The 22,022-nt window shown below is 35.8% G+C and carries 26 protein-coding genes and 1 pseudogene; 21 read left to right on the top strand and 6 right to left on the bottom strand.

The features are described 5' to 3' along the window. Nucleotides 1–35 precede the first annotated feature (35 nt). Entirely contained in the window at nt 36–929 is an 894-nt protein-coding gene (locus BN1243_RS05345; protein ID WP_062105203.1) for an N-acetylmuramoyl-L-alanine amidase, read from the top strand. 32 nt (nt 930–961) lie between these two features. Here BN1243_RS05345 and BN1243_RS05340 read toward each other — a convergent pair whose 3' ends face one another. Next, entirely contained in the window at nt 962–1,213 is a 252-nt protein-coding gene (locus tag BN1243_RS05340; protein WP_062105202.1) for a hypothetical protein, read from the bottom strand. Beyond that, nucleotides 1,191–1,445, bottom strand: a complete 255-nt coding sequence (locus tag BN1243_RS05335) for a transcriptional regulator (RefSeq protein WP_062105201.1) — start codon at nt 1,443–1,445, stop codon at nt 1,191–1,193. The genes BN1243_RS05340 and BN1243_RS05335 overlap by 23 nt, the downstream gene beginning before the upstream one ends. Nucleotides 1,446–1,770: 325 nt before the next feature. Here BN1243_RS05335 and BN1243_RS05330 point away from each other — a divergent pair, with 325 nt between their 5' ends. From BN1243_RS05330 to BN1243_RS23120, 4 genes and pseudogenes are all read left to right on the top strand, one after another. Continuing rightward, nucleotides 1,771–1,968 (top strand): hypothetical protein, encoded by a 198-nt coding sequence (locus BN1243_RS05330; RefSeq protein ID WP_062105200.1) that lies wholly within the window; start codon nt 1,771–1,773, stop codon nt 1,966–1,968. 77 nt (nt 1,969–2,045) lie between these two features. Then, nucleotides 2,046–3,101 carry an FtsK/SpoIIIE domain-containing protein gene (locus BN1243_RS05325; protein ID WP_230200103.1) on the top strand — a complete coding sequence of 352 codons (1,056 nt, stop codon included), beginning with the start codon at nt 2,046–2,048 and terminating at the stop codon, nt 3,099–3,101. Continuing rightward, nucleotides 3,091–3,732, top strand: a complete 642-nt coding sequence (locus BN1243_RS05320) for a replication-relaxation family protein (RefSeq protein WP_062105198.1) — start codon at nt 3,091–3,093, stop codon at nt 3,730–3,732. Before BN1243_RS05325 ends, BN1243_RS05320 begins: the two co-directional genes overlap by 11 nt. 38 nt (nt 3,733–3,770) lie before the next feature. After that, nucleotides 3,771–3,914: pseudogene (locus BN1243_RS23120) on the top strand (PhoH family protein); the annotation flags it as partial. Between the two features lie 600 nt (nt 3,915–4,514). Here the strand turns inward: BN1243_RS23120 and BN1243_RS05310 are convergent. Continuing rightward, nucleotides 4,515–4,997, bottom strand: coding sequence for a hypothetical protein (locus BN1243_RS05310; RefSeq protein WP_062110427.1), 483 nt, complete (start codon nt 4,995–4,997; stop codon nt 4,515–4,517). A 276-nt stretch (nt 4,998–5,273) separates the two neighbouring features. On the opposite strand from BN1243_RS05310, the gene BN1243_RS05305 reads away from it, so the two are divergent. Together BN1243_RS05305 and BN1243_RS05300 are read left to right on the top strand one after the other, a co-directional pair. Beyond that, nucleotides 5,274–5,600, top strand: a complete 327-nt coding sequence (locus BN1243_RS05305; RefSeq protein ID WP_407638846.1) for an Fpa/YlaN family protein — start codon at nt 5,274–5,276, stop codon at nt 5,598–5,600. Between the two features lie 107 nt (nt 5,601–5,707). Then, complete coding sequence (locus tag BN1243_RS05300) at nt 5,708–6,937, top strand: FtsW/RodA/SpoVE family cell cycle protein (RefSeq protein ID WP_062105195.1); 1,230 nt, start codon at nt 5,708–5,710, stop codon at nt 6,935–6,937. Nucleotides 6,938–7,020: 83 nt separating this feature from the next. On the opposite strand, the gene BN1243_RS05295 is transcribed toward BN1243_RS05300, so the two are convergent. Beyond that, on the bottom strand, nt 7,021–7,968 hold the full coding sequence (locus BN1243_RS05295) for a COX15/CtaA family protein (RefSeq protein ID WP_062105194.1): 948 nt from the start codon (nt 7,966–7,968) through the stop codon (nt 7,021–7,023). A 456-nt stretch (nt 7,969–8,424) separates the two neighbouring features. On the opposite strand from BN1243_RS05295, the gene cyoE reads away from it, so the two are divergent. From cyoE to ctaG, 6 genes are all read left to right on the top strand, one after another. Continuing rightward, the gene (gene cyoE, locus BN1243_RS05290; RefSeq protein ID WP_062105193.1) at nt 8,425–9,345 is read left to right on the top strand and encodes a heme o synthase; all 921 of its coding nucleotides are present in this window, start codon (nt 8,425–8,427) and stop codon (nt 9,343–9,345) included. A 130-nt stretch (nt 9,346–9,475) separates the two neighbouring features. Continuing rightward, a complete protein-coding gene (coxB, locus tag BN1243_RS05285; RefSeq protein ID WP_062105192.1) occupies nt 9,476–10,543 on the top strand; it encodes a cytochrome c oxidase subunit II in 1,068 nt (355 codons plus the stop codon). A 27-nt stretch (nt 10,544–10,570) separates the two neighbouring features. Further along, nucleotides 10,571–12,439, top strand: coding sequence for a cytochrome c oxidase subunit I (gene ctaD, locus BN1243_RS05280; protein ID WP_062105191.1), 1,869 nt, complete (start codon nt 10,571–10,573; stop codon nt 12,437–12,439). Next, entirely contained in the window at nt 12,439–13,047 is a 609-nt protein-coding gene (locus BN1243_RS05275) for a cytochrome c oxidase subunit 3 (RefSeq protein WP_062105190.1), read from the top strand. Before ctaD ends, BN1243_RS05275 begins: the two co-directional genes overlap by 1 nt. 4 nt (nt 13,048–13,051) lie before the next feature. Continuing rightward, nucleotides 13,052–13,372: a cytochrome c oxidase subunit IVB gene (gene ctaF, locus BN1243_RS05270; protein WP_062105189.1), complete on the top strand. Its 321-nt coding sequence runs from the start codon at nt 13,052–13,054 to the stop codon at nt 13,370–13,372. 363 nt (nt 13,373–13,735) lie between these two features. Continuing rightward, a complete protein-coding gene (gene ctaG / locus BN1243_RS05265) occupies nt 13,736–14,647 on the top strand; it encodes a cytochrome c oxidase assembly factor CtaG (RefSeq protein ID WP_062105188.1) in 912 nt (303 codons plus the stop codon). 113 nt (nt 14,648–14,760) lie between these two features. On the opposite strand, the gene ytvI is transcribed toward ctaG, so the two are convergent. Together ytvI and BN1243_RS05255 are read right to left on the bottom strand one after the other, a co-directional pair. After that, a complete protein-coding gene (gene ytvI / locus BN1243_RS05260; RefSeq protein ID WP_062105187.1) occupies nt 14,761–15,819 on the bottom strand; it encodes a sporulation integral membrane protein YtvI in 1,059 nt (352 codons plus the stop codon). Between the two features lie 122 nt (nt 15,820–15,941). Continuing rightward, nucleotides 15,942–16,301, bottom strand: a complete 360-nt coding sequence (locus BN1243_RS05255) for a YugN family protein (RefSeq protein ID WP_062105186.1) — start codon at nt 16,299–16,301, stop codon at nt 15,942–15,944. Between the two features lie 334 nt (nt 16,302–16,635). Here BN1243_RS05255 and BN1243_RS05250 point away from each other — a divergent pair, with 334 nt between their 5' ends. The 8 genes from BN1243_RS05250 to BN1243_RS05215 all read left to right on the top strand — a co-directional run bounded on the left by BN1243_RS05250 (nt 16,636) and on the right by BN1243_RS05215 (nt 21,929). Then, nucleotides 16,636–17,070, top strand: coding sequence for a CBS domain-containing protein (locus BN1243_RS05250; protein WP_062105185.1), 435 nt, complete (start codon nt 16,636–16,638; stop codon nt 17,068–17,070). Nucleotides 17,071–17,166: 96 nt separating this feature from the next. Beyond that, entirely contained in the window at nt 17,167–18,264 is a 1,098-nt protein-coding gene (locus BN1243_RS05245; RefSeq protein ID WP_230200102.1) for a CAP domain-containing protein, read from the top strand. A 107-nt stretch (nt 18,265–18,371) separates the two neighbouring features. Beyond that, nucleotides 18,372–18,773, top strand: coding sequence for a YlbD family protein (ylbD, locus tag BN1243_RS05240; RefSeq protein ID WP_062105184.1), 402 nt, complete (start codon nt 18,372–18,374; stop codon nt 18,771–18,773). 13 nt (nt 18,774–18,786) lie between these two features. After that, nucleotides 18,787–19,023, top strand: a complete 237-nt coding sequence (locus BN1243_RS05235; protein ID WP_062105183.1) for a YlbE-like family protein — start codon at nt 18,787–18,789, stop codon at nt 19,021–19,023. Nucleotides 19,024–19,186: 163 nt separating this feature from the next. Continuing rightward, nucleotides 19,187–19,567: a hypothetical protein gene (locus BN1243_RS05230; protein ID WP_062105182.1), complete on the top strand. Its 381-nt coding sequence runs from the start codon at nt 19,187–19,189 to the stop codon at nt 19,565–19,567. A 52-nt stretch (nt 19,568–19,619) separates the two neighbouring features. Next, complete coding sequence (locus BN1243_RS05225; protein WP_062105181.1) at nt 19,620–20,060, top strand: YlbF/YmcA family competence regulator; 441 nt, start codon at nt 19,620–19,622, stop codon at nt 20,058–20,060. Nucleotides 20,061–20,087: 27 nt separating this feature from the next. After that, complete coding sequence (locus tag BN1243_RS05220) at nt 20,088–20,363, top strand: YlbG family protein (RefSeq protein ID WP_062105180.1); 276 nt, start codon at nt 20,088–20,090, stop codon at nt 20,361–20,363. Between the two features lie 177 nt (nt 20,364–20,540). Beyond that, the gene (locus BN1243_RS05215) at nt 20,541–21,929 is read left to right on the top strand and encodes a hypothetical protein (RefSeq protein ID WP_062105179.1); all 1,389 of its coding nucleotides are present in this window, start codon (nt 20,541–20,543) and stop codon (nt 21,927–21,929) included. Nucleotides 21,930–22,022: the final 93 nt, after the last annotated feature.

The following is a 22,022-nucleotide window of genomic DNA, read 5'->3' as shown; positions in this document are numbered from 1 at the left end:
TGCTCTTTTTCTAATTTAAAAGGAGGAAAATAATCATGCCTAAAATCATACAGAAAATTATTCCGAAATCACAAACGAGACAACGTCCAGGATACGCGATGACTCCGAAATATATCACGGTACACAACACGGCAAATGCTTCGAAGGGAGCTAATGCTGAAATGCATGCAAGATACTTACTTAACGGGGCAGGTGGACGTACAGCAAGCTGGCACTTTACAGTCGATGACAAGGAAATCTATCAGCATTTACCATTAAATGAAAATGGATGGCACGCAGGCGATGGTAATGGCGCGGGCAATCGCCAATCTATCGGAATTGAAATCTGCGAAAATAGCGATGGCAATTTCGAGCAAGCTGTTAAAAACGCGCAATGGCTTATTTCAAAGTTAATAAAAGATCACAACATCCCGAAAGGTAACATATTGACCCATAAACACTGGTCAGGCAAAAATTGTCCGCATAAATTACTCACAGGGTGGGCGCATTTCATCGGAGGTATTGGCGCGGTAGAAGTTGCGAAAGAAGTGTCCAAACCTAAAGAGGAAAATAAGCCGTCAAAAACAGCGACAGAATATAAAGGTAATTCTATTGTTGACTATCTAAACAGTAAGAAAATCGATTCATCTTTTTCTAATCGTAAAAAGCTTGCAACACAGTATGGCGTTAAAAACTATAAGGGTACTGCAGCTCAAAACATTGAACTATTAAATAAGATGAAGGGCGGATCTGCTCCTAAGGTTGAGGAGCCAGCCAATCCGAAGCCTAAAGGTGATCAGAAGACTAATTCTATTGTAGATTACCTAAAATCGATCAAAGTAGTTTCATCCTATGCCAACCGAAAAAAATTAGCAGCAAAACACGGAATTAAAAATTACCGAGGAACTGCTACACAGAATTCGCAATTGCTTAAAAAGTTACGTGGATAATAAAAAGAGCCCTCACTATGTGGGGGCTTTTATCAAAACGGAAGAATATCATCCATTTTCTTAATCATTTTCAAATGGTAATCCTTATCAATTTCTTTGATCTTGTCTGTAATATCCACACCATCCACAGTTACCTCCTGAATACCTGCAACATCGGGAAATTCGTACCTCTTTCGATTAACTACCTTATATACACTCATTATTGGATCCTGATTATACTTAACCTCCACATCTACATAAATCAAAAACGAACCTCCGTCTTTATCCAGAAATATTATTTTCACTTGCTTGATCATCCTGATCAATCCTTTCGTAAAAATCGGTAATGCTGCAGTCAAGTCTACTTTTCAGAAGATCCTCTAACACATACGCTTTATCAAAGGGAATAAGACTATGCCCCGTTTCATAATTTCTGAGCTGGGCAACACTAACTTTTAATTTTCCGGCAATAAACTTTTTTTGCAAACCACTTTCCGATATCAACTCACCAATATTACTTCTCAACTTAATTAACATATTCATCACCTAAGTACATATTCGTGATTATTTAATTATTCCCTTTCCAAAATTAAATTATTGAGTACAAGCAATTAAATTGATGCGTGTGCATAGGCTATTATCACGATAGCAAAACAGTTGAAAAACAATATCGTAACGAATTCAAATGTTTTAAAATGCACTTTCGTAACAGTATCTACTCATTTAGAAAAGTGCACTTGTACAAGGAGAAAGATTGAATTGATAAGAAAGTAAAAACCTGTTAAGAGAGAGCGAAGCGAACGATTGAGGAGGGGAGGGAAAGGGCGAAAGGGAGGGGAACCGATTTAAAAAAGGGAAAGGAATGAAAAAAATGCTATTTGAACCAATTATGTTAATTGGTGGAGCATCGATTATAGGTGTAGCCATGCTCGATAAGCTTGCTGAAGAATATGGATTCCCTTGGTTGGGAACTATCGTTAGACTAATTTTGCCTTTCGCTGGTTATGCAACTGGGATTTATTTCATTGAAACAAATTTATTGCTGAAGTGGTTACTATGAGTTTCTGGGATAAATTGAAAGCTAGAAAAAAGTTAATCGACACCTTCAGATCAGGAAAGATACATCTAAATTACAAAATGTCAGATGGAACAATAAGAAAGGTATTTCCTAAAATCCATTCATTAAAGATTAGTAATGAAATATTAGAATACGTATTTACTTTACCTAATGGATTAAACCCCAAATTATTAAAAGAGAACTATTTTGTGTTCTTGCAGCACTTTGGTAAATCAATTGAGCTTGAAGGGGAATTTAAAAAGTATGTCCTAACTGTTTATCAGCAAGCTATGACTTCTGAGCTAACCTATAACTTCGAAGAATTCAAAGAAAGCCTAAAAGAACATCGTTTGGGAATTATTGCAGGATTGGACCGTTACGGAAAATATGTATCATTTGATCTGCTAAAACAACCTCATATTTTAATAGCGGGTGAAACTGGTTCAGGTAAATCTACTCAGTTACGTTCCATATTAACCACCTTAATTAAAACAAAGAAACCATCGGAATTGGAATTGTACCTTGCAGATTGCAAGAAATCAGAGTTTCATATATTCCGCAAGGTGGAGCATGTCCAATGCGTGCTCAGTAGTCCTAGAGAAATAAAGAGGATGCTTGGACATATAAAACAAGAATTAGACGAGAGAAGTGATCTAACCGAAGTATTTGAGGTTGACCACATTGATAATGTTCCAGTAGAGCATAAACGTCCTTATATTGTTGTCTGTATAGATGAGTTTGTCATGTTAAGGAAGGATGAAGGAATCATGGATATACTAACTGAAATTGTGGCCATCGGAAGAACTCTTGGAGTGTTTGCTATTTTGTCTATGCAACGTCCAAATGCTCAAGTATTAGACACGACTATTAGGGCTAATTTGACCGTTAGCATGGGATTTAAGTTGAGGGATAAGGTGGAAGCAAGAATCGTTAATACACCCAACGCAGAGAAGATAGAAACAAGCGGAAGGTTTATTATGAACAGTGATAAACTATATGAACTTCAAGCCCCATATTTGAAGCAGGATGAAGCTAAAAGATTACTAAATCTATTTATGGTCTCTAAAGAAGCGAAAGAAGTTAATCAAGAAGAACAACCTATAACTGAAAAGGATGTGTTTCTCGATGTTAACTAAGCGTGATATAGCGATTATAAGCAACTTAAATAAATTTAGAGTAATGGATCGTGACTCAATAGCGGAACTACATTTCTCCAACCTCAAAAATCCATCATATGCCGCTAACAATGTTTTATTGAGACTTCTAAGAGAAGGTCATATAAGCCGTTCTACGACTTTTATTCCGTATGTATACTTTGGGTCAGAAGTTCAGATGAAAAGGGACAGTGCGAAAATAGGTCACTTTCTAGCCATTTTGGAAGTGTATAAAGAGATCAGACGGCTGGGACAGTTGGATACATTTCTGGTCGAGCCAAAGTTCGGGAAAAAAGGAATGGCAGAACCTGATATTTATTGTGAATACCGAAAAACACCTTTCTTTATCGAAGTGCAAAAAAGCATTTACTCCGAAAAACAGATGCAGGATAAATTAAACCGCTATGTTGATTTGTTTGAGAGTAAAGTTATAAATCCATTTCCAAGAATTTTAATATTATCAGAACAACGATATGCTATTGATGATTATCCATTTAAAATATTCCAATCCCATAGCTTTACTTATTTCTTAAGTACATTAAAACAACAAACTGAATTGAATTGTACTAAAGTAAAAAAAGAGCGAGGAGGAGTAAAAATTAAAATTGGATGATGAGAATAGCATATAATAGAAGAAAGAAAAACAACTGTATACCACATAGGTACATAGATGAATACAATAATGGCCTTACCTATATTTTGGAAAGTTTCAAGGATCAGCCGATGGCGGGACATGTCAAACTGATCAAAGGGGAAAGATCCCAACTTGCTCAAATCGCTGCAGATCTACTATAAAAAAGACGGATGGTATTAAGAGGTCACTAAATAGTCCGTGTCTCAATGCCATTGGTTCCTTTTTTTCCACGAACAAGGACATAATAAAGTGTTTCATGTCCCATAGTTGCCGTTTTTATCCCTGAAAGGGGCATGATGAAGCATCTCATGTCCCGTAGCATCCTTAATTCCCTCGGACGGGACTTGATAAACCACATATTAAGTTCCTAATTGAATTTTTGCTGATGGAATATAACTCGTTTTCTAATGAACAAACTTTTATGAATGATTCTGACGAGATATAGGAATTACGAATATGGGAACCTAAAAAATGGACACGAGTACGATACTGCATCGTCTATGGGTCTTTTTGGCATGGAGATTCAGGAGCCACAACCATATTCGCTGTAAACCTCAAGTGAATATTGAAGCTCATGAACGAGAAGGAGCAAGAAATAGACAAAGAAAGGCTTTTCTGTTCAATTTTGAACAGAAAAGCCTTTCTTTTTATTTAATAAACCATTAGGCTACGAAAAACTTTTTCAGTGACCTCTATTAACCATCCGTCTCTTTTAAATAAACGAAGTTTCACTTTTTTTGCTTTTAAAAGCTCATCACAGTTTAATCCACCCGAAACGCTTTCACATTTTTAATCGGTTCTTCAAGGTTAGAACCATCAGGATAAAGAATATGTACTGGCCCATCTTCAAGGCGTTTTCCTTTAAGAGAATACTGGGCAATTATATTATACCCATCATGCAATGGTACAGAGATTTCACCAGAGTTAGTTTCAAACACAAGCGTTTTTGCATCCTCATTTGGCTCAGCATTTTTTAAAAAGGGCTCCAATTTGATACCAAATGTACCAATCTTCATTTTCATTCTCTCTGATTGGCGCTTAGGTTGCGAGTTTGGAAGTATTGCACCCTCCTTAACAGTACGATCCCAATGTTTGGAAACATGGGGTTGCTCAACTTCAGTTTCTTCCCCGTTATTATCGTTAGAAAAGTATATATCTAAATCAATTCGGCGGTCATCAAAGATCCAAGAACCGACATCAAGTGTGATTGGGAATTTCACCTTACCCTTAATCATCATGATCATGCTCACTACTATTTCCCCCTTTTCTTTTAGTGTAAATGATGCGAACGACCGTGACAATTGTAAAGCATCTTAAACAATGTGAAAACTTTTCGAAATCCTCTTTATTATGGACTACTAAGTCCTTTTGCTCTTGCAATTTATAGAGTTTAGATGTAAACTTTACAGATAGTATTGTCTATTTATTTAAAATCATTTTCTATTTCCTTGCCTAGTGTAGGACAGGCGAGTTTTAGGAAGTTGTCAAAGGTTATAGACTGGAATTTTATAAAAATTTAAATGGTTGTCAGGGCATCGCTTTTCATATGGATAAGGGGGATTAATGTGGTGTCAGATACGAAAATTGATCATCGTGAAAAAGCCTATGCATTGTTGAAATCAGACGCTGAAAAGATTTTGCGTTTAATTCAAGTGCAAATGGACAATTTAACAATGCCGCAATGCCCTTTATACGAGGAAGTGCTTGATACACAAATGTTTGGGTTATCCCGCGAAATAGACTTTGCTGTTCGCTTGGGACTAGTTGATGCTAAGTATGGGAAAGAATTAATGGATTCCCTTGAAAGACAGCTATCTACACTTCATGAAGCTTCCATGAAACAATAAGGGCTAACTAATCCATTTAAAATGAAACTCAAACAGTTCACCGAAATTGTTTGAGTTTTTTTAACCTTGGGACCATGGTAAACCAATACATAGATTGGAAGAGTTTTATGTTTAAAAAAATCATGAAATCTTATGATTATTCTATAATTATAATATACATTTTACTTTCGGTGTTTGGGCTTATTATGATTTATAGTTCAAGCATGGTTTGGGCCGTACAACGGTATAATTATCCTGCCGATTACTTTTACGAAAAACAGAAAATAAATCTGTTAATTGCCTTCGTTGTTTTTCTTTTTTTCGCTATATTCCCCTATAAGGCCTTCCGCAATAAAAAGTTTTTAATAGTGATGACATGTGGTGCGGTCTTTGGATTAATCGCTGTAGAGATTATTGGGCATACATCAAACAATGCACAAAGCTGGATTAAGCTAGGGTTGAGAACTATCCAGCCGTCTGAATTTGTTAAAATGAGTGTCATTATTTATTTATCAGCGGTATATGCAAATAAACAAAAGTATATTGACCAATTAAATATCGGTGTTTTACCTCCTGTTTTCTATCTTATTCTTGTCTGTTTTTTAATTAAAATTGAGCCTGATAATGGAACGGCACTCATAACGTTTTTAATTGGAATAGTCATCATTATTTGTTCGGGAATGAGATTTAAAACGATTGCAAAATTGGTTACACTCGGTCTTGGATTAGTTGCTGTGTTATCCCCGTTTATTTACTTTAAATTCGATTCGTTTTTTACTAAAGGAAATATGGGGCGTATAACCGGGTATCTCGATCCATTTGGTACTTACAATCAAGAAGGATATCATCTCGTCAATTCCTATTTAGCCATTGGTTCTGGGGGATTGAAGGGCGTAGGATTAGGACAAGGAATTCAGAAATACGGGTATCTACCGGAGGCCCATACTGATTTTATTATGGCCGTTATTGCTGAAGAACTCGGTGTATTTGGAGTGGCGTTTGTCATTATCGGACTTGCTTATTTAGTCCTTCGCGGTATTTATATCGGCGTTAAATCCCGTGACCCCTTTGGAAGTATGTTGGCTATTGGGATAGCAGCGATGATCGGCATTCAAGCCTTTATAAATTTAGGTGGCATGTCCGGTCTCATTCCGATAACAGGTGTTACTCTACCGTTTATTAGTTACGGAGGGTCGTCGATTGTAATTTTATCAATTGCAATGGGGTTGTTAGTTAATATATCGATGTTTACTAATTTTGATGAAAAATATAAAACAGATAAGAAAAAAGATCATCCTGATTCAGCTACAGTTCAAAAAAAATTTCAACGGCCACAAAGCATGAGAATTCATCAATAAAAAAACTTGCACAATTAAGTGCAAGTTTTTTTATTAGATAAGAAAAGGCTAAGTACGGAAGGACTAGCAAGCATTCATTCTGCTTAAAAAATAATATTTATAGATGTCTTGTTTCCAGACTTTTTAGTTATGGCTTTATTATTCCGCGTTAGTAACATAATAAAATAGCATAACAGTCCAAATAGAAAGGATATAAACACTGCATGAGCTAAAGCTACATAGAGATTAGCACCAGTAAAGATTATGCTAGCACCTGATAGAGCCTGAAGGAAAACTAATGAAAATGCGATGATCCATCCCCAATACATAACTTTTTGGTGTTTGTAATGCTTTATTGCGATAATCATCACATACCCAATCCATAAAAAGATGAGAATGGCAGCTGTACGATGACCCATTTGAATCCATTGATAAATATTGGACGGTAAGGAGATTGCTCCATTATCACAGAAAGGAAAATCTTTACATACTAAACTTGATTCCGTGTGTCTTACAAGCGCTCCAGTGTAAACAACTAAATAACTATAGATCGTTAACCCGATAATATGGAATTTCATTCTTTTGTCAATAACCAACTTCTGCGTATCAAACTTCTTGTCCACTTCAAAAATAAGCATTGTTAGTAATAAAACTGCGGCAAATGATATTAATGAAATTCCGAAGTGTAGTGCTAGAACAAAGTCAGACTGTGGCCAAATAACTGCGGCGGCGCCAATTAAGGCTTGCAAAATTAAAAATCCGATAGACAAGGAAGCGAGTAATTTCGTTTCTCTTATATGCCCAATTGCTTTCCAAGCCCAAATAGCCATAATCAAAACCATAAAACCTGCTGCACCAGACACAAGGCGATGGGAAGCTTCAATAATAAGTTCAGGTGTAATTTCAGAAGGGATTAATTTCCCGTCACAAAGGGGCCATGATCTCCCACAACCCATTCCTGAATCCGTTTTGGTTACTAATGCTCCTCCGATTAGAACGCCAAGCATGACGAGTGTAGTTAAAACAGAAAACCATTTTAAATGACGACTCAAAACTTCACCTTCTTATATTAAGATAACATTTTATAGTTCATATCCGATACTACCTAATCAATTACTAAAAAACAACTGAAAAAATTGTTACAAACCTGCTATAATTAGTTCTTACTGTTGAAAGTAAGGCTTGAATTTGATAAAAATAGATAGACAATTACTAAATAACATTAAATTTGCCATAAATTAGACATAAAACAGCCTGCAAATTGTTCCCAATTTCGTGGAATATATGTTTTAATATTCAATTGGGAGAAGAAATAGGCCGATTTTTTTCTATATGGAAGTCGAAATGTTACAATATGTTGACAAGTTGCGTGAATTCTTTTGAAAAAGGATCAAAAAAGGAAAATAAGTGAACAAATACTGAAACTTCAGCTAAAACCAAGAAAAGTTATCGAAAATGCATTATAGTTGTATATGGAAATCTATTTTTTATAGAGAGGAGGATACGGAATGGGAGACGGTCGAACAATAGCTTCACTTGATGAAGCAGTTGACACACCTACAACAACCACTAGATGGAAAGACTTTACATCGTTGATTAAAATTGGGATAGTGAATTCAAATTTAATTACAACCTTTACTGGATTGTGGCTTGCCTTTGTCTATACAAATCAACATTTTTTAGATTCGTTAGACATTGTTCTTTTCACATTACTTGGTTCATCCATGATCATAGCTGGTTCATGTGCACTAAATAATTACATAGATAGAGATATCGATCCAATAATGGAAAGGACAAAAGGCAGGCCAACAGTAACTGGTAAAATAAGTGGATCAAAAGTTCTATTACTCGGTTTTCTATTGGTTGGCATAGGATTACTTTTCTTATTTTTAACAAATATAACGACTGGAATAATGGGAATAATCGGTGTATTTAGTTATGTCGTTCTTTACAGCATGTGGTCCAAAAGGCTATATGTAAGTAACACAGTTATCGGAAGTCTCTCAGGTGCGATTCCGCCCTTGATTGGCTGGACAGCAGTTGATCCTACATTGCCACCAATGGCCTGGATGCTATTCTTATTAATGTTTATTTGGCAGCCTCCTCATTTTTATGCATTAGCTATGAGAAGGGTTGAGGAATATAGAGCAGCCGGAATTCCAATGCTCCCTGTTGTGAAAGGTTTTGCAGTTACAAAACGTCATATTATGATTTGGGTCGCTTTGCTTTTACCAATTCCTTTTTTCATGCAATCATTGGGAATCCTTTTTGTCATACTAGCGACTGCATTGAATATTGGATGGTTAGTATTGGGTATTATGGGATATAAGAAAAAGGATGATATGAAATGGGCAACGAGTATGTTTGTTTACTCTTTGAACTATTTAACAATCCTGTTTACTTCAATGGTTATTTTTACGGTAATATAGAAGATCTTGTACTATAGGGATCATGTAATTTTATTTAGGGAATTCTTTCTTATTTATAAGAAATCCATATACTTTAAAGGCAGAATTAATTGCCGAAGATCATTATACGAAAGAGGGGTTTGATTACATTATGAAACATTGGCTGCGAAAATGGCGCCTCGTTTCGATTTTCGCGATGTTAGCGCTTGTCCTATCAGGATGCGGTAAGCCATTTCTCTCCGCGTTACAACCGGCAGGGGATGTGGCGAAACAACAATATGACTTAATTCTATTTAGTCTTGGAGTCATGACTCTCGTTATCATTGTAGTCGTGATCCTATTCACGATTGTTGTGGTACGTTTCCGCCGCAAAAGCGATAGCGAAATTCCAAAACAAGTTGAGGGCAGTCATACACTTGAAATTGTTTGGACTGTTATTCCAATTTTAATCATTTTAGTCATTGCAGTTCCTACTGTTGCTGTTACATTTGCTCAAGGTGATGTTTCAGCTATAGGGAAGAAGGATAAAGACGGCAACCCTGAGAATTTAGTTGTCAACGTACGCGCTCATCTATATTGGTGGGAATTTGAATATCCTGATTTAGGAATTGTTACAAGTCAAGATTTGGTCATTCCTACTGAAGAAAAGGTTTATTTCCAAATTCAATCTGCGGACGTAAAGCACTCCTTCTGGATTCCACCACTTGGAGGTAAACTTGATGCCAACCCTGATAACGTCAATAAGTTTTTCTTAGATGTGAAACAGGATAAAGCAGATAATGTAAACGAAATATTTTACGGGAAATGTGCTGAGCTCTGCGGTCCATCACATGCTTATATGGACTTTAAAGTAAAAGCACTTTCTAAGGACGATTTCAATCAGTGGGTAGATGATATGAAGAATGCTAGTGCTCCTGAACCTACTACAGACTTAGCAAGAAAAGGTGAGGAAGTATTTAATAATAGTTGTATGTCGTGTCACGCTATTTCTCCAACTGAAGATAATAGACTTGCTCCAAACTTAACGAATTTTGGGGAAAGAGAAGCCGTAGCTGGTATCTTGGACCATAATGAAGATGAATTAAAAAGATGGATTCGTGAAGGTAAGAAAATTAAACCAGGAAATGAAATGCCTGAATTTAATGAAAAGATGATTAGCAATGAAGAACTAGATGCTTTAGCAGCTTATTTAATGGAATTAAAAGTGCAAAACAAGTAAGAATGGCTGAAAAAAGGAGGTTAAATCGTGAGTACAATGGCTCAAAAACGGGGCTTAGGTTCTATTATTTGGGACTACATGACGACTGTAGACCATAAGAAGATCGGTGTATTATATATTGCCGGAGGCGGATTCTTCTTTCTTATAGGCGGTATTGAAGCATTGATCATCCGTATTCAACTAGCAGTTCCAGATAGTGGTTTTGTTAGTGCCCAAATATTTAATGAAATGATGACGATGCACGGAACGACAATGATATTTTTAGCGGCGATGCCGATATTGATAGGGTTTATGAACCTGATCATGCCGCTACAAATAGGAGCGCGTGACGTAGCTTTTCCATTTCTTAATGCTTTAGGTTTTTGGTTGTTTATGTTAGGTGGTTTGCTTTTGAATACTTCGTGGTTTTTAGGAGGGGCACCTGATGCAGGCTGGACGTCTTATGCATCGTTGGCGATGAACTCACCTAGTCATGGAGTTGACTTTTATGTAACAGGGATTCAAATCTCTGGATTTGGTACGCTAATGGGCGGGATTAACTTCCTCGTAACGATTATTAATATGCGTGCTCCTGGTATGACATATATGAGAATGCCAATGTTTAGTTGGACAACATTTGTTATTTCAGCTTTAATTTTATTTGCTTTTCCACCGCTAACAATTGGATTGTTCCTATTAACATTCGATAGAATGTTTGGAGCGAATTTCTTTAATGTTGCGGCAGGTGGTAATACAATTATTTTCGAACACTTTTTCTGGATCTTTGGACACCCAGAAGTTTATATTTTAATTTTGCCGGCCTTTGGAATTTTTTCGGAGATTTTCGCTACTTTTTCAAGGAAGCGTCTGTTCGGTTATTCCTCAATGGTGTTCGCAACAGTATTAATCGGATTTTTTGGTTTCATGGTATGGGCTCACCATATGTTTACTGTTGGGCTTGGTAATATTGCCAATGCTATCTTTGCAGTAGCATCAATGGCGATTGGTGTACCAACTGGAATAAAAATATTTAACTGGATATTCACTATGTGGGGTGGAAGTATAAAGTTTACAACACCTATGCTTTATGCAGCTGGTTTCATTCCATCATTCGTTATGGGTGGGGTAACAGGTATCATGGTTGCAGTCGCTCCTGCTGACTATCAATTCCATGACACTTACTTTGTAGTAGCTCACTTCCACTATGTTATTGTCGGAGGAGTAGTGTTCGCTATTTTGGCGGCTACCCATTTCTACTGGCCTAAAATGTTTGGAACGATGTTAAATGAAGCACTAGGTAAAATCACTTGGGCCTTGTTCTTTATTGGTTTCCATTTAACATTCTTTATTCAACATTTCTTAGGTTTAATGGGGATGCCACGAAGAATCGCTTCATATGGTGAGGGGCAAGGGCTTGAGCTTGGAAACTTGATCAGTTCTATCGGAGCCGCATTTATGGCTGCTGGAGTTCTAATTTTGCTTTATAATATTATTGCAACATCAGTTAAAAACCAAAAAGTTGGTAACGATCCATGGGGCGATGGCCGTACTATAGAATGGGCACTACCTTCACCACCGCCATTCTATAACTTTAAGCAGCTACCGTTAGTTCGTGGCGTTGACACGTATTGGATTGAAAAAATGGAAGGTAAAAAGGAATTAACACCTGCTGAACCAGTCGGTGACATTCATATGCCAAATGGTTCCATTCTTCCTGTGTTTATTTCTCTTGGTTTTGTTATCGCGTCTTATGGTGCAATTTACCGTAATGAACATGCATGGGGAGATCCAGTATTGATTGCTGGTCTTGTAGTAGCTTTCGGCTCTATGATGCTTAGATCATTGAAAGATGACCATGGATTTCATATTCCAAAGTCTGAGCTAATCGATGAGAAGGATAAGGGGGTTAAGGCATAATGCATGTTGAAGAAAAATATACAGCAAAAACATGGCCTGAGGCACCCGAAAGAGGTACTCTTGAAGCGAAAAACAAATTTTTAGGTTTCTGGTTTTTCCTTGGTGGTGAGACTGTTTTATTCGCCTCATTATTTGCCACTTATTTAGCTCTAAAAGATTCAGCTGTTGCAAAAGAGATTTTCGGACTGGAACTAGCCTTTATTATGACAATGGTATTACTTACAAGCTCGATTACTAGTGTATATGCTATGTATCATATGAAAAACTTCCATTTCAAGAAAATGCAGGCATGGTTGTTTATTACTGTCGCTCTAGGGTTAGTCTTTCTTGGCTTGGAAATTTATGAATTTTGGCATTATACAACTGGTTTGGATTTTGGGTATAAGACAAGCGCTTTTAGTTCCGCTTTTTATACTCTAGTTGGTTTCCACGGTGGGCACGTTGTATTTGGGCTTGGTTGGATTATTGCACTAATGGTTCGTAATGCTAAAAGAGGTTTGAGCCTTTACAATGCGCCAAAATTCTATGTAGCAAGCCTTTATTGGCACTTTATTGATGTCGTATGGGTATTTATCTTCACTGTCGTATATCTAATGGGGATGGTGTGATAATATGGGTAATGAACAATTAAATTCAACTAAATATGAATATCGTCGTAAGAGAAATGCAGAGGAAATGCGTCATCAAGTCATTTCCTTTGCAATCTCAATCTTTTTGACACTATGTGCTTTTGGATCGGTCTATGCTGGGTTTGATAAATGGTTTGTTGTTCCATTTATTCTTTTACTAGCAATCGTTCAAGTAATTTTTCAGCTCTATTACTTTATGCATATGAGTCATAAAGGACATGAGGCACCACAGCTTTTCATATTCGGCGGAGTTATCATCGGATTCGCCACAATCCTAGCATTCATGACAATCGTTTGGTGGTAAATAGAAAAGCGAAAGCGCCTGTTCAGCGACGTACAAACTTAAAGTCTTCTGACGAGATAAAGGAAACACGGTGAGACCAAAAGGCGAACCGATGTTGACTTATCGTAGGAAGAAGACGTAAGTTTGCAAGTCGCTAGGCGCTGTAGCTGGCCAATAGAAAAGCGAAAGCGCCTGTCCAGCGGCGTAAGTTTGCAAGTCGCTAGGTGCTGTAGATAGCCAAAAGAAAAGCTCAATAGAACGAGAAAGCCAGCCATTTGGGCTGGCTTTTTCATTGTTCATCAATATGTCAATTGCACACGTTGAACTATCAATTTTGGAAACGTATAATGAAGGTTAGGAAGTAATCCAAAAGAGGTGAAAAGTATGCCTTTAGGTATATTTGGATTCCGTGCTTTGTGGAGTCCTTATTTTTTGATATTCGTACTGCTTATGATCGCAGCTTACTTTTTTATTACAGTTAAACTGCGACATAAATACTCAGATAGTGAACCGTTAAAACGTGGTCAAGCCATTCTTTTTGTCATTTCTATGGTTCTTCTTTATGTGATAAAAGGTGCTCCAGTTGATTTAATGGCTCATATTATGTTTACCTTTCATATGGTTCAAATGGCTTTTCTTTATCTAGTGATTCCTCCTATGTTGATTATGAGTGTCCCTAATTGGGTCTGGAAAAAGGTCATTAATGTTAGTTGGTTTAAACCGATCTTCCGATTCATGACTAAACCGCTAATGGCACTTATATTATTTAATGGAATATTTTCTATGTATCACATACCATCCGTTTTAGATACAGTCAAACTTAACTTTTTCGTTCATGCAGGCTATACGATCGTTTTATTTATCTTTTCCATGTTTCTTTGGTGGCCATTGGTTAATAAACTTCCAGACGAGTACCAACTACATGGCTTGAAGAAAGTTGGATATATTCTTGCAGACGGGATATTACTATTACCTTCTTGTGGAATGATTATGTTTGCCCCTGCAGCTATGTATGAAACTTATACAAATGGTGAGATGTGGTTAAAAGCGATGGAACTTTGTGTGCCAGGAAGTACTTTATCCGGACTTTCTATAAGTGGTCCAGAGTTGTTTACTAATGTACCTGCAAGAGTGGATCAGCAAACCGGTGCTGTTATTATGAAGGTTCTTCAAGAAATAGTGTTAGGTATCTTTTTAGTAAAGGTCTTTTTTGAATGGTATGAGAAGGAGAAGCGGGAAGGTGACGAAATTACGAAAGCTGCTTTGCTTCAAAGTAACCCTCGTCATGTAGAGTAGTTTTTGTATATTCATTTAAAAGCGTTTATTCAAAGTAATCTTGAATAAACGCTTTTACTTTGTTTAATTAAGGAGACTTTATACATTGATAAGCAATGCGCTTCCGTTTTTTCTTATATCTTGAAGTTAATTTTTATAATATCAGCTTCACGTGCGGACTTAAATAGAATTAGTAATGTAGGTCCAATGATAATGCCTAGTATTCCAAGCAGCTTCAACCCTAAGTACATTGATATTAATGTTGCTAGTGGAGATAAACCAAGATGTTGTCCCATAACCTTTGGTTCAACAGTCCTTCTAATAATGAGTAAAATTACTGCTAAAATAGCAAGCTTTGTTCCCATAGCGATATTTCCAGTCATAAGATGATACAATGACCACGGGGCTAAAATAACGATGGAGCCAATTATAGGAATTAAATCGATTATCCAGATAATTAGCGACATAATTACCGCAACTTTTGGTGCAATTATAAACAATCCAATTAGTGACGCAGCTAATATGATAAGACTTACAAGAAATTGAGCTTTAAAAAAACCAAATACAACTGATGATAATCTTGAAGTCATAAACGTTACTTTTTCCGATGTTTGCTCAGTCATATATTTATAAATGCCTGTTTTTAGTTTAGGAAGATCGAGCATAAATAAAAATAATGCAATTAAATAAACGAGAAAACTAACTAAATAATTCGGGATATAAGATAAAAACGCACTAATTTTCTCGATATTTACATATTGCTTTAAACTGGCTATTAGAGATTCAAACAGAGTGTTGACCTCTTCAGTAAAAGCATTGACAACTTCGGCAGGGAAATCTTGTGCCGCCTTTTCAAAGTGTTCCTCATATTGATGCCACATTTCTGTCACGTTGTTAATATAAATTGGGGCATCCTCAATAAATTTGATTCCCTGTGCAACCACTTTTGTAACAACAAAAAAGGTAACCAATGCCAAGAGAAGAGTAAAAACGGTAAATACTAGAGTAATTGCTAACTGGCGATTTAATTTAAGTTTTCTGTGAATGATTTGAACGATTGGTTCTAACATTATAGCTGTTAAGATGGCAACTATTAGAGGGATCGATATAGGTAAAATAAAGTAAAACAATAAAGCGCCGATGATAATAAATAGTCCGATCATGAAATATTTCTTTTTAATAAGCCTATTCAAAATGGGAACTCCTCTCTATACACAGTGTTCTAAGCTTTATTATATAAGCAGGTGTTAAGAATACACAATTTAAAACAAAATGAGCACGAGCAATAATCTTCCGCTCGTGCTCATTTTCATTATTAGTCTGCAAAGATTGAAGCTTCTTTATAAATCTTGTTCAGCATTTGTTTGCATTGATTTACAAGATGATCTGGAAAGTGCTCATCTTCCCCATATTCAATTCCATGGGGATAATAGTATTTACCAAGAATCGGTTTCATTAGTTGGATATAAGCATCATGTGCGCCCACATCTCCGCTTGTTGCATAACCTTGGACTCTTAAGTAATATGTACCTTCTCTAATTTCAAATTTGTAGTCATAAGTAACTCGCTCGTAGTCCCATTGGCCTGCTCTAACCATGGAATTTTCTTTCATTACTTCATCTAAACGGTTCAAATCAATATGTAATGTTTCAATTTGAGTATCTTCAAATCTCATGGTCATGTCCCTCCTTAGTTTTCAGCCTAGTTTTTGTTATGTTCATGAATACATGCATAAGTACGATAAGTGAAAGCATTGCTAAAAAGAGTATAAGGTCAAATTGGAAAACTTCAGACTCCAAATAAGCTTATAAATAGCATGCCTCTATCTTCCTTTTTAATAATAGTCGAAAAAGCTTGGACTTGCAATGAAATGAAATATTCATTTTTAAAATCGTTGATTATTTCGTATAGTTTTTGAACGACTTGTGAAAGATAGAGTGAAAACTACTTTTAATTGCTTCATACTTGGATGCAAAAAAAGCTGAAAAGTAATGGGAGGATGAGGAAAAATGACACAAATTCGCGATATTATGACTTCAAACGTACAAACATGCTCTATGAGTGACAGTATTGAGGAAGTTGCCATGAAGATGAAAAATGATAATGTAGGCGTTATTCCCATTGTTGAAAATCGCCAATTAAAAGGGTTAATAACCGACAGAGATATCGTTTTACGTTGTATAGCGGAAAAAACCTCTATTTCAGCTAAAGTAAGTGAAATTATGAGTAACCAACTTATTACAGTCACTCCAGAAACCCCTACTCAAGAAGCCGCTAGAATAATGGCGAAAGAACAAATTCGTCGCCTGCCTGTTGTAGAAGATGGAGAACTTGTAGGAATTGTGGCACTAGCAGATTTAGCGGTTAGGGATTTGACAGATGATCAAGCGAAAATTGCACTTTCTGAAATATCGGAACCAGATGAGAATCAACCTTTTCATTAAAAATCTATTGCATTCGTTCAAAACCCTGGTGATTCAGGGTTTTTTTATTTTCTAATGTAGCATAGAAATGATAATATAGGGTAAATATGGTTTAAATTGAATGATATAAATAATATTATTTATGGAGGAGGAATAGGACTGCGTACATTTATCCGTATAACGATTTTAACAACTGTCATTTTTTTTATTATGATTTATTATTATTCTGTTCCTCAAGATCATTCAAAGCCACTGAAAGATGATAATCATTCAATACCACCTAAAATTGATTATTTTATAAATGATGAACAATCGGATGAGACAACACGTCCGAAAGAGGGACTTTCGGTATACATTGGTAAAAAGAGTAAAACTCTAGTAGAGGATTATGGAGAACCTCAAAGAATAGATATTTCTGCCTATGGTTATGAATGGTGGATTTATAAAAGCTTTTATGGTACTTATATGCAAGTTGGTGTTTTAAATGATTCGGTCGTCACAATCTATGCTATTGGCAATCAATTGAATGTTTCTCCTTATAAAATTGGTCAATCCATTGAAGATATCTTTCGGACGACAATCTTAGAAACAGAAATATTAGTATCTAAGGATGGTGGAACCTATCGATTCGAGTTATCGGAAGAAGATTTAAACCTTCGCCCACTTGTCCAATTGGGTGAGATTTTCGTTCAATTGTCGATTGATAAATTTTCAGGAACTTTATCGAGTATTCGATTCTATGATAAGAATACATTAATTACGCAAAAACCATATGAATTGGTGTATCATGGCGATTTATTAGAGCCAGCGGATTTAGATATTCAGGAATGGAAAGAAATTGAAAATGGGGCAGAGCAACAAATATTTGATATTACGAATGTGATTCGAAATCGTTTGGGATTAAATGCTTTGGAATGGGATGATAAATTAAGCAAGGTCGCCTATGATCATAGTAAAGATATGTTTGAAAACAGTTACCTCTCCCACGAATCACCTGAATTTGGATCTCTTGAGGAAAGATTGCAAGAAGAGGAAATTGAATATCAGACTGTAGCTGAAAACATTGCTGAGAAATATATGGATGGTCCCGCTGTAGTAGAGGGATGGTTAAACTCTGATGGACACCGGAAAACTTTATTGGATGAAAACTATTCCAAACTAGGTGTTGGTGTTTTTGGAAAATACTATACTCAAAACTTTATTCAAGAGAAATAAAATAAAAGGCCTTTTCCCAAGGTCTTTTTTTCATTTACTTTTGTCACATGTATCCACTCATTTCATAACCTATATATAGGATTAGTAAAGAGTAGAGGTGATTAACGATGGAAAGAAAAAGTCTGCATCCCTCAGTAGAGCAATTTAAAGAATTTATACAAAAGCACCCTGGATTAATTAAAAATGTCCGTAATGAAGAATATACATGGCAAGAGCTGTATGAAGATTGGTATTTACTTGGAGAAGATGATCCAAAATGGGCGAATTATCAGGGGAAAGAGGGAGTCGGAACTGAGGAAAATCAATCTGATAGTAAATTAAGCTTGAATCAGATTACAAAAATTTTCAAAAATATGGATATTAACCAAGTCCAAGGGCATATACAGCAACTTAGTCAGGCGATTGGAGCAATACAAGGTGTCATAGGGCAATTCCAAGGACAGGAAAGTCAAAAAGCTAGCAGTCAACCACAAACAAATAATCATCCTTTTTCCTTCAGGAAAGATTAGGAAAGGAGTATCAATGAGACAAGAGGTTATGCAATATATTTATTCCAAAAATGAACTTAAGCAGTTTTTAAGGGAACAACCTTATTGGTATAGAAAATTATCAAGGGAACCTACTTCATTGGAAGAATTTGAAATAGCTTCTTTACACTACTTTAAGAAAACAATTCCTCATCGTGTGGAAAAGTTTTCCAACAGCCTACATATGGCTTCCATGATGATGAATATGTTACAGACATTAAATAATACATGATCATAGGAGTGGAGCTAAACCCGGAAAATAGGGATGAAAGAGAACGTCCTTTAATTAAGTTTTAATTTTTACTTCACTCTTTTTTCACTTGTACGAATGATTGCAACAATTTTTATGGATAACCCTCTTTCTTTAGTGAAAACTAAGAAAGAGGAGTGATTTTATGGTTAGAATGATCATCATAATTATAGTATCCCTTATCATCGTTACAGGATGTGTCAATAAAATACCTGAACCAGAGACAATCATTGTAGAAGCTTCAGAGGTGCAAAAAGATCATTCACTTTTTTCTTTCCGGCATATGATTCAGGGCAATGATGTTAAAATTGAGTGTATTGTTCCGACCGTTTCTTTTAATAAAAACGATGATCAAGCTGCTAAAATCAGGTTATATATTGATAATCGGTTTTACAATGAATATGATACCGCTGCATTCGTCGTTAAAAATGTACAAGCAGGTCCGCATAACTTTAGGATGGAGGTAGTATCATTAGAAAATCAATCATTAGGCCTATCTCGTAATTTTCTTGTAACAATTCCGTAGAAAAGTCGCAACTCTGTTAAAAACATGTTAAAATACGATTGGAGGTGAGCACATGCTTGCTACAATCGAGAGTATTCAAATAATTGAAAAAGCTGAATGGCTTGGCAAACAAATCATAAAGTCTGAGATTGCCGAGAATTACAGATTTTATTATAATAAATTGCAAAAAGATCAAGATACACAACGGAGAATCCGTGAATTTACTAAAATGAAGGATCTATATGAAGATGTCCAAAGGTTCGGGCGGTTTCATCCAGATTACAAAGAAATTATGGTAAAAACACGTGAATATAAAAGAGAAATGGATCTTGATGAAAACGTTGCTAATTTTAGAAGAGCAGAAAATGAGTTGCAATCGTTGTTAGATGAAATTAGCGTGTTAATTGCTAGATCTGTATCAGAAAATATAAAGGTTCCTACAGGAAATCCCTTCTTTGAAACTGGTTCTTCATGTAGTGGGGGGTGTGGATCTGGTGGTAGTTGCGGCTGTTAGTTACAAAGCGTATAAAGGGGAAAAAGAATGTTTAGTAATAGACAAGGGGTTATTGTTTGGTTATTCAGCTTAAAAAACGCGAAAGCTTTAAGGCGTTTTGGAAATATCCACTATGTATCTCGCCGAATGAAGTATGTTGTCCTGTATTGTTCACAGGAGGAAGCTAATGGGCTTGCCGAAAAGTTGGCTGCTATGCCATTTGTTAAAAAGGTAGAATTATCATACAAGCCTTTTTTAAAAACAGAGTACGAAAATTCCAAACCTGATAAAGCAAAGGAATATGATTATCGGGTTGGCTTATAGAACGATTAGGCTGTCACTTAAAACGACCTCCCATATGGGACAAGTCTTTTAAGATGTGACAGTTTTTTGTTGTAATTGTACAGGAAGAAGGATAATTGCAATTGCAAGAAGATATCGGCTAGATTTTGTCCAATTTGTGCCGATATAATTAGTAGTATAGCTTAAGGAGAAGTTAAATTGAAAAAGATCTTTTTTTTATTCGTGATCTTAATCGGCTTAGTAGGAAGCTTACTAGTGTACCAATGGAATGTTTATTCTTCGGGGAAAAATAATGATGAAACTAATGCAACACAAAACTTTCGGATTCAACATCGAAAAGGAATGTTCCATATTGAGCAGACATTATCAAATCTAAATGACCAAAATTATAAAATCATACAACCAAAGAATATAGAAGATATCCAATGTTTTACTAACGATGAAACGAGTTGCTTTCAAGGATCTGCGAATGTAGAAGTGAAAAATGGTGAACTTAAATTTACATATTCTATAAAGGCACCTAACAAATCAGAAAGCTTTTTGTGGGAACTTCCGTATATAAAACTTAAGGATGTGCAACTCTCATCTACACATATTCAATTAAATGAATTTGATTGGCGAGATGGAGAATGGGTTAGTGAAGCAGATCGACAAGTTCGAAAAAAAATGAATTTACTTGACTATTATGTTTTTGATCAAACACCCAATGTTCCAGCATTATATTGGCAATCGAAACAACTTGAAAAAATTGAGGTGAATCAAAATCTTGTTATATTTACCTCTCCAGAGTTAAAAAAGTCGCTCGATTTTAAAAGAATGGATGTAGAGAAGTTAAACAAGCAACAGAAATATGTTGTCATTACAGATGAGCATAAAGAAACTGTTTCTGGTCGTCTCCATATTATGAATAAGCCGAGTAATAAGGAAGCACTGGAAAGAGAATTAATGTTAGTTGATTTAGAAAGCAGTTATTCTTTTGCAAAAAATGAAAAATGGCTGCAGGAATTAATAGTTGCCATTATGAACGATTCTCCCCCAAAAGGAGAAAAAGCAAAAAAAATGTTTACGGAATGGAGTAATACCCTTACGAAAGAACAAATAAAGTTATGGAAGGATTTATTTCAATCGATTCCTGAAGGAAAATTAGATAGTGTTATGCTGGATGAAGTTCTTAGCGAGGCAACTGGACACAAAGTCATTTTTTTCGTCTCCAATGCTAATGAGCAAAATCCTTTTTCTCCAATTATTTTTTATGATAGTAGAGATGTCTTTGTTAAGGACGTTCAATTAACTGATATTTATATTTCTCATGTAAAGGACAAGTCTATAATTGAATTACTACCGCTGTTAAAAGCATTAAATTATAGTACGCATATAAAAGATCAGACTTTCATAGCTGAAAAGGGAGCAATCCAATATCAGTTTTATCCAGATAAACGATACTTTGACTTGAATGGTGATCGTTATGGTTCGAAAAATCCTGTGATTGTTACAAAAAATGGTCAAAGCTTTATCGAATTATATTTAATCGAAACATTATTCAATGTTGAAATAGTGGAAGAGGAAGGAAAGATAAGTATTGAATAAATAAAAAAATACCCTGCATTATAAAAATGCAGGGTCCTTCTATGCCGTCTAACGGTTTAGAAGGCAAAAAGGGAGAGGAGAAACCGGAGGAAG

This window comes from Bacillus niameyensis (assembly GCF_001375535.1).
In the GTDB taxonomy this organism is placed as follows: Bacteria; Bacillota; Bacilli; order Bacillales; family Bacillaceae_C; genus Lederbergia; species Lederbergia niameyensis.
The sequence above is the reverse complement of the archived record's forward strand: the minus strand, read 5'-3'. Positions and strand labels throughout refer to the sequence as shown.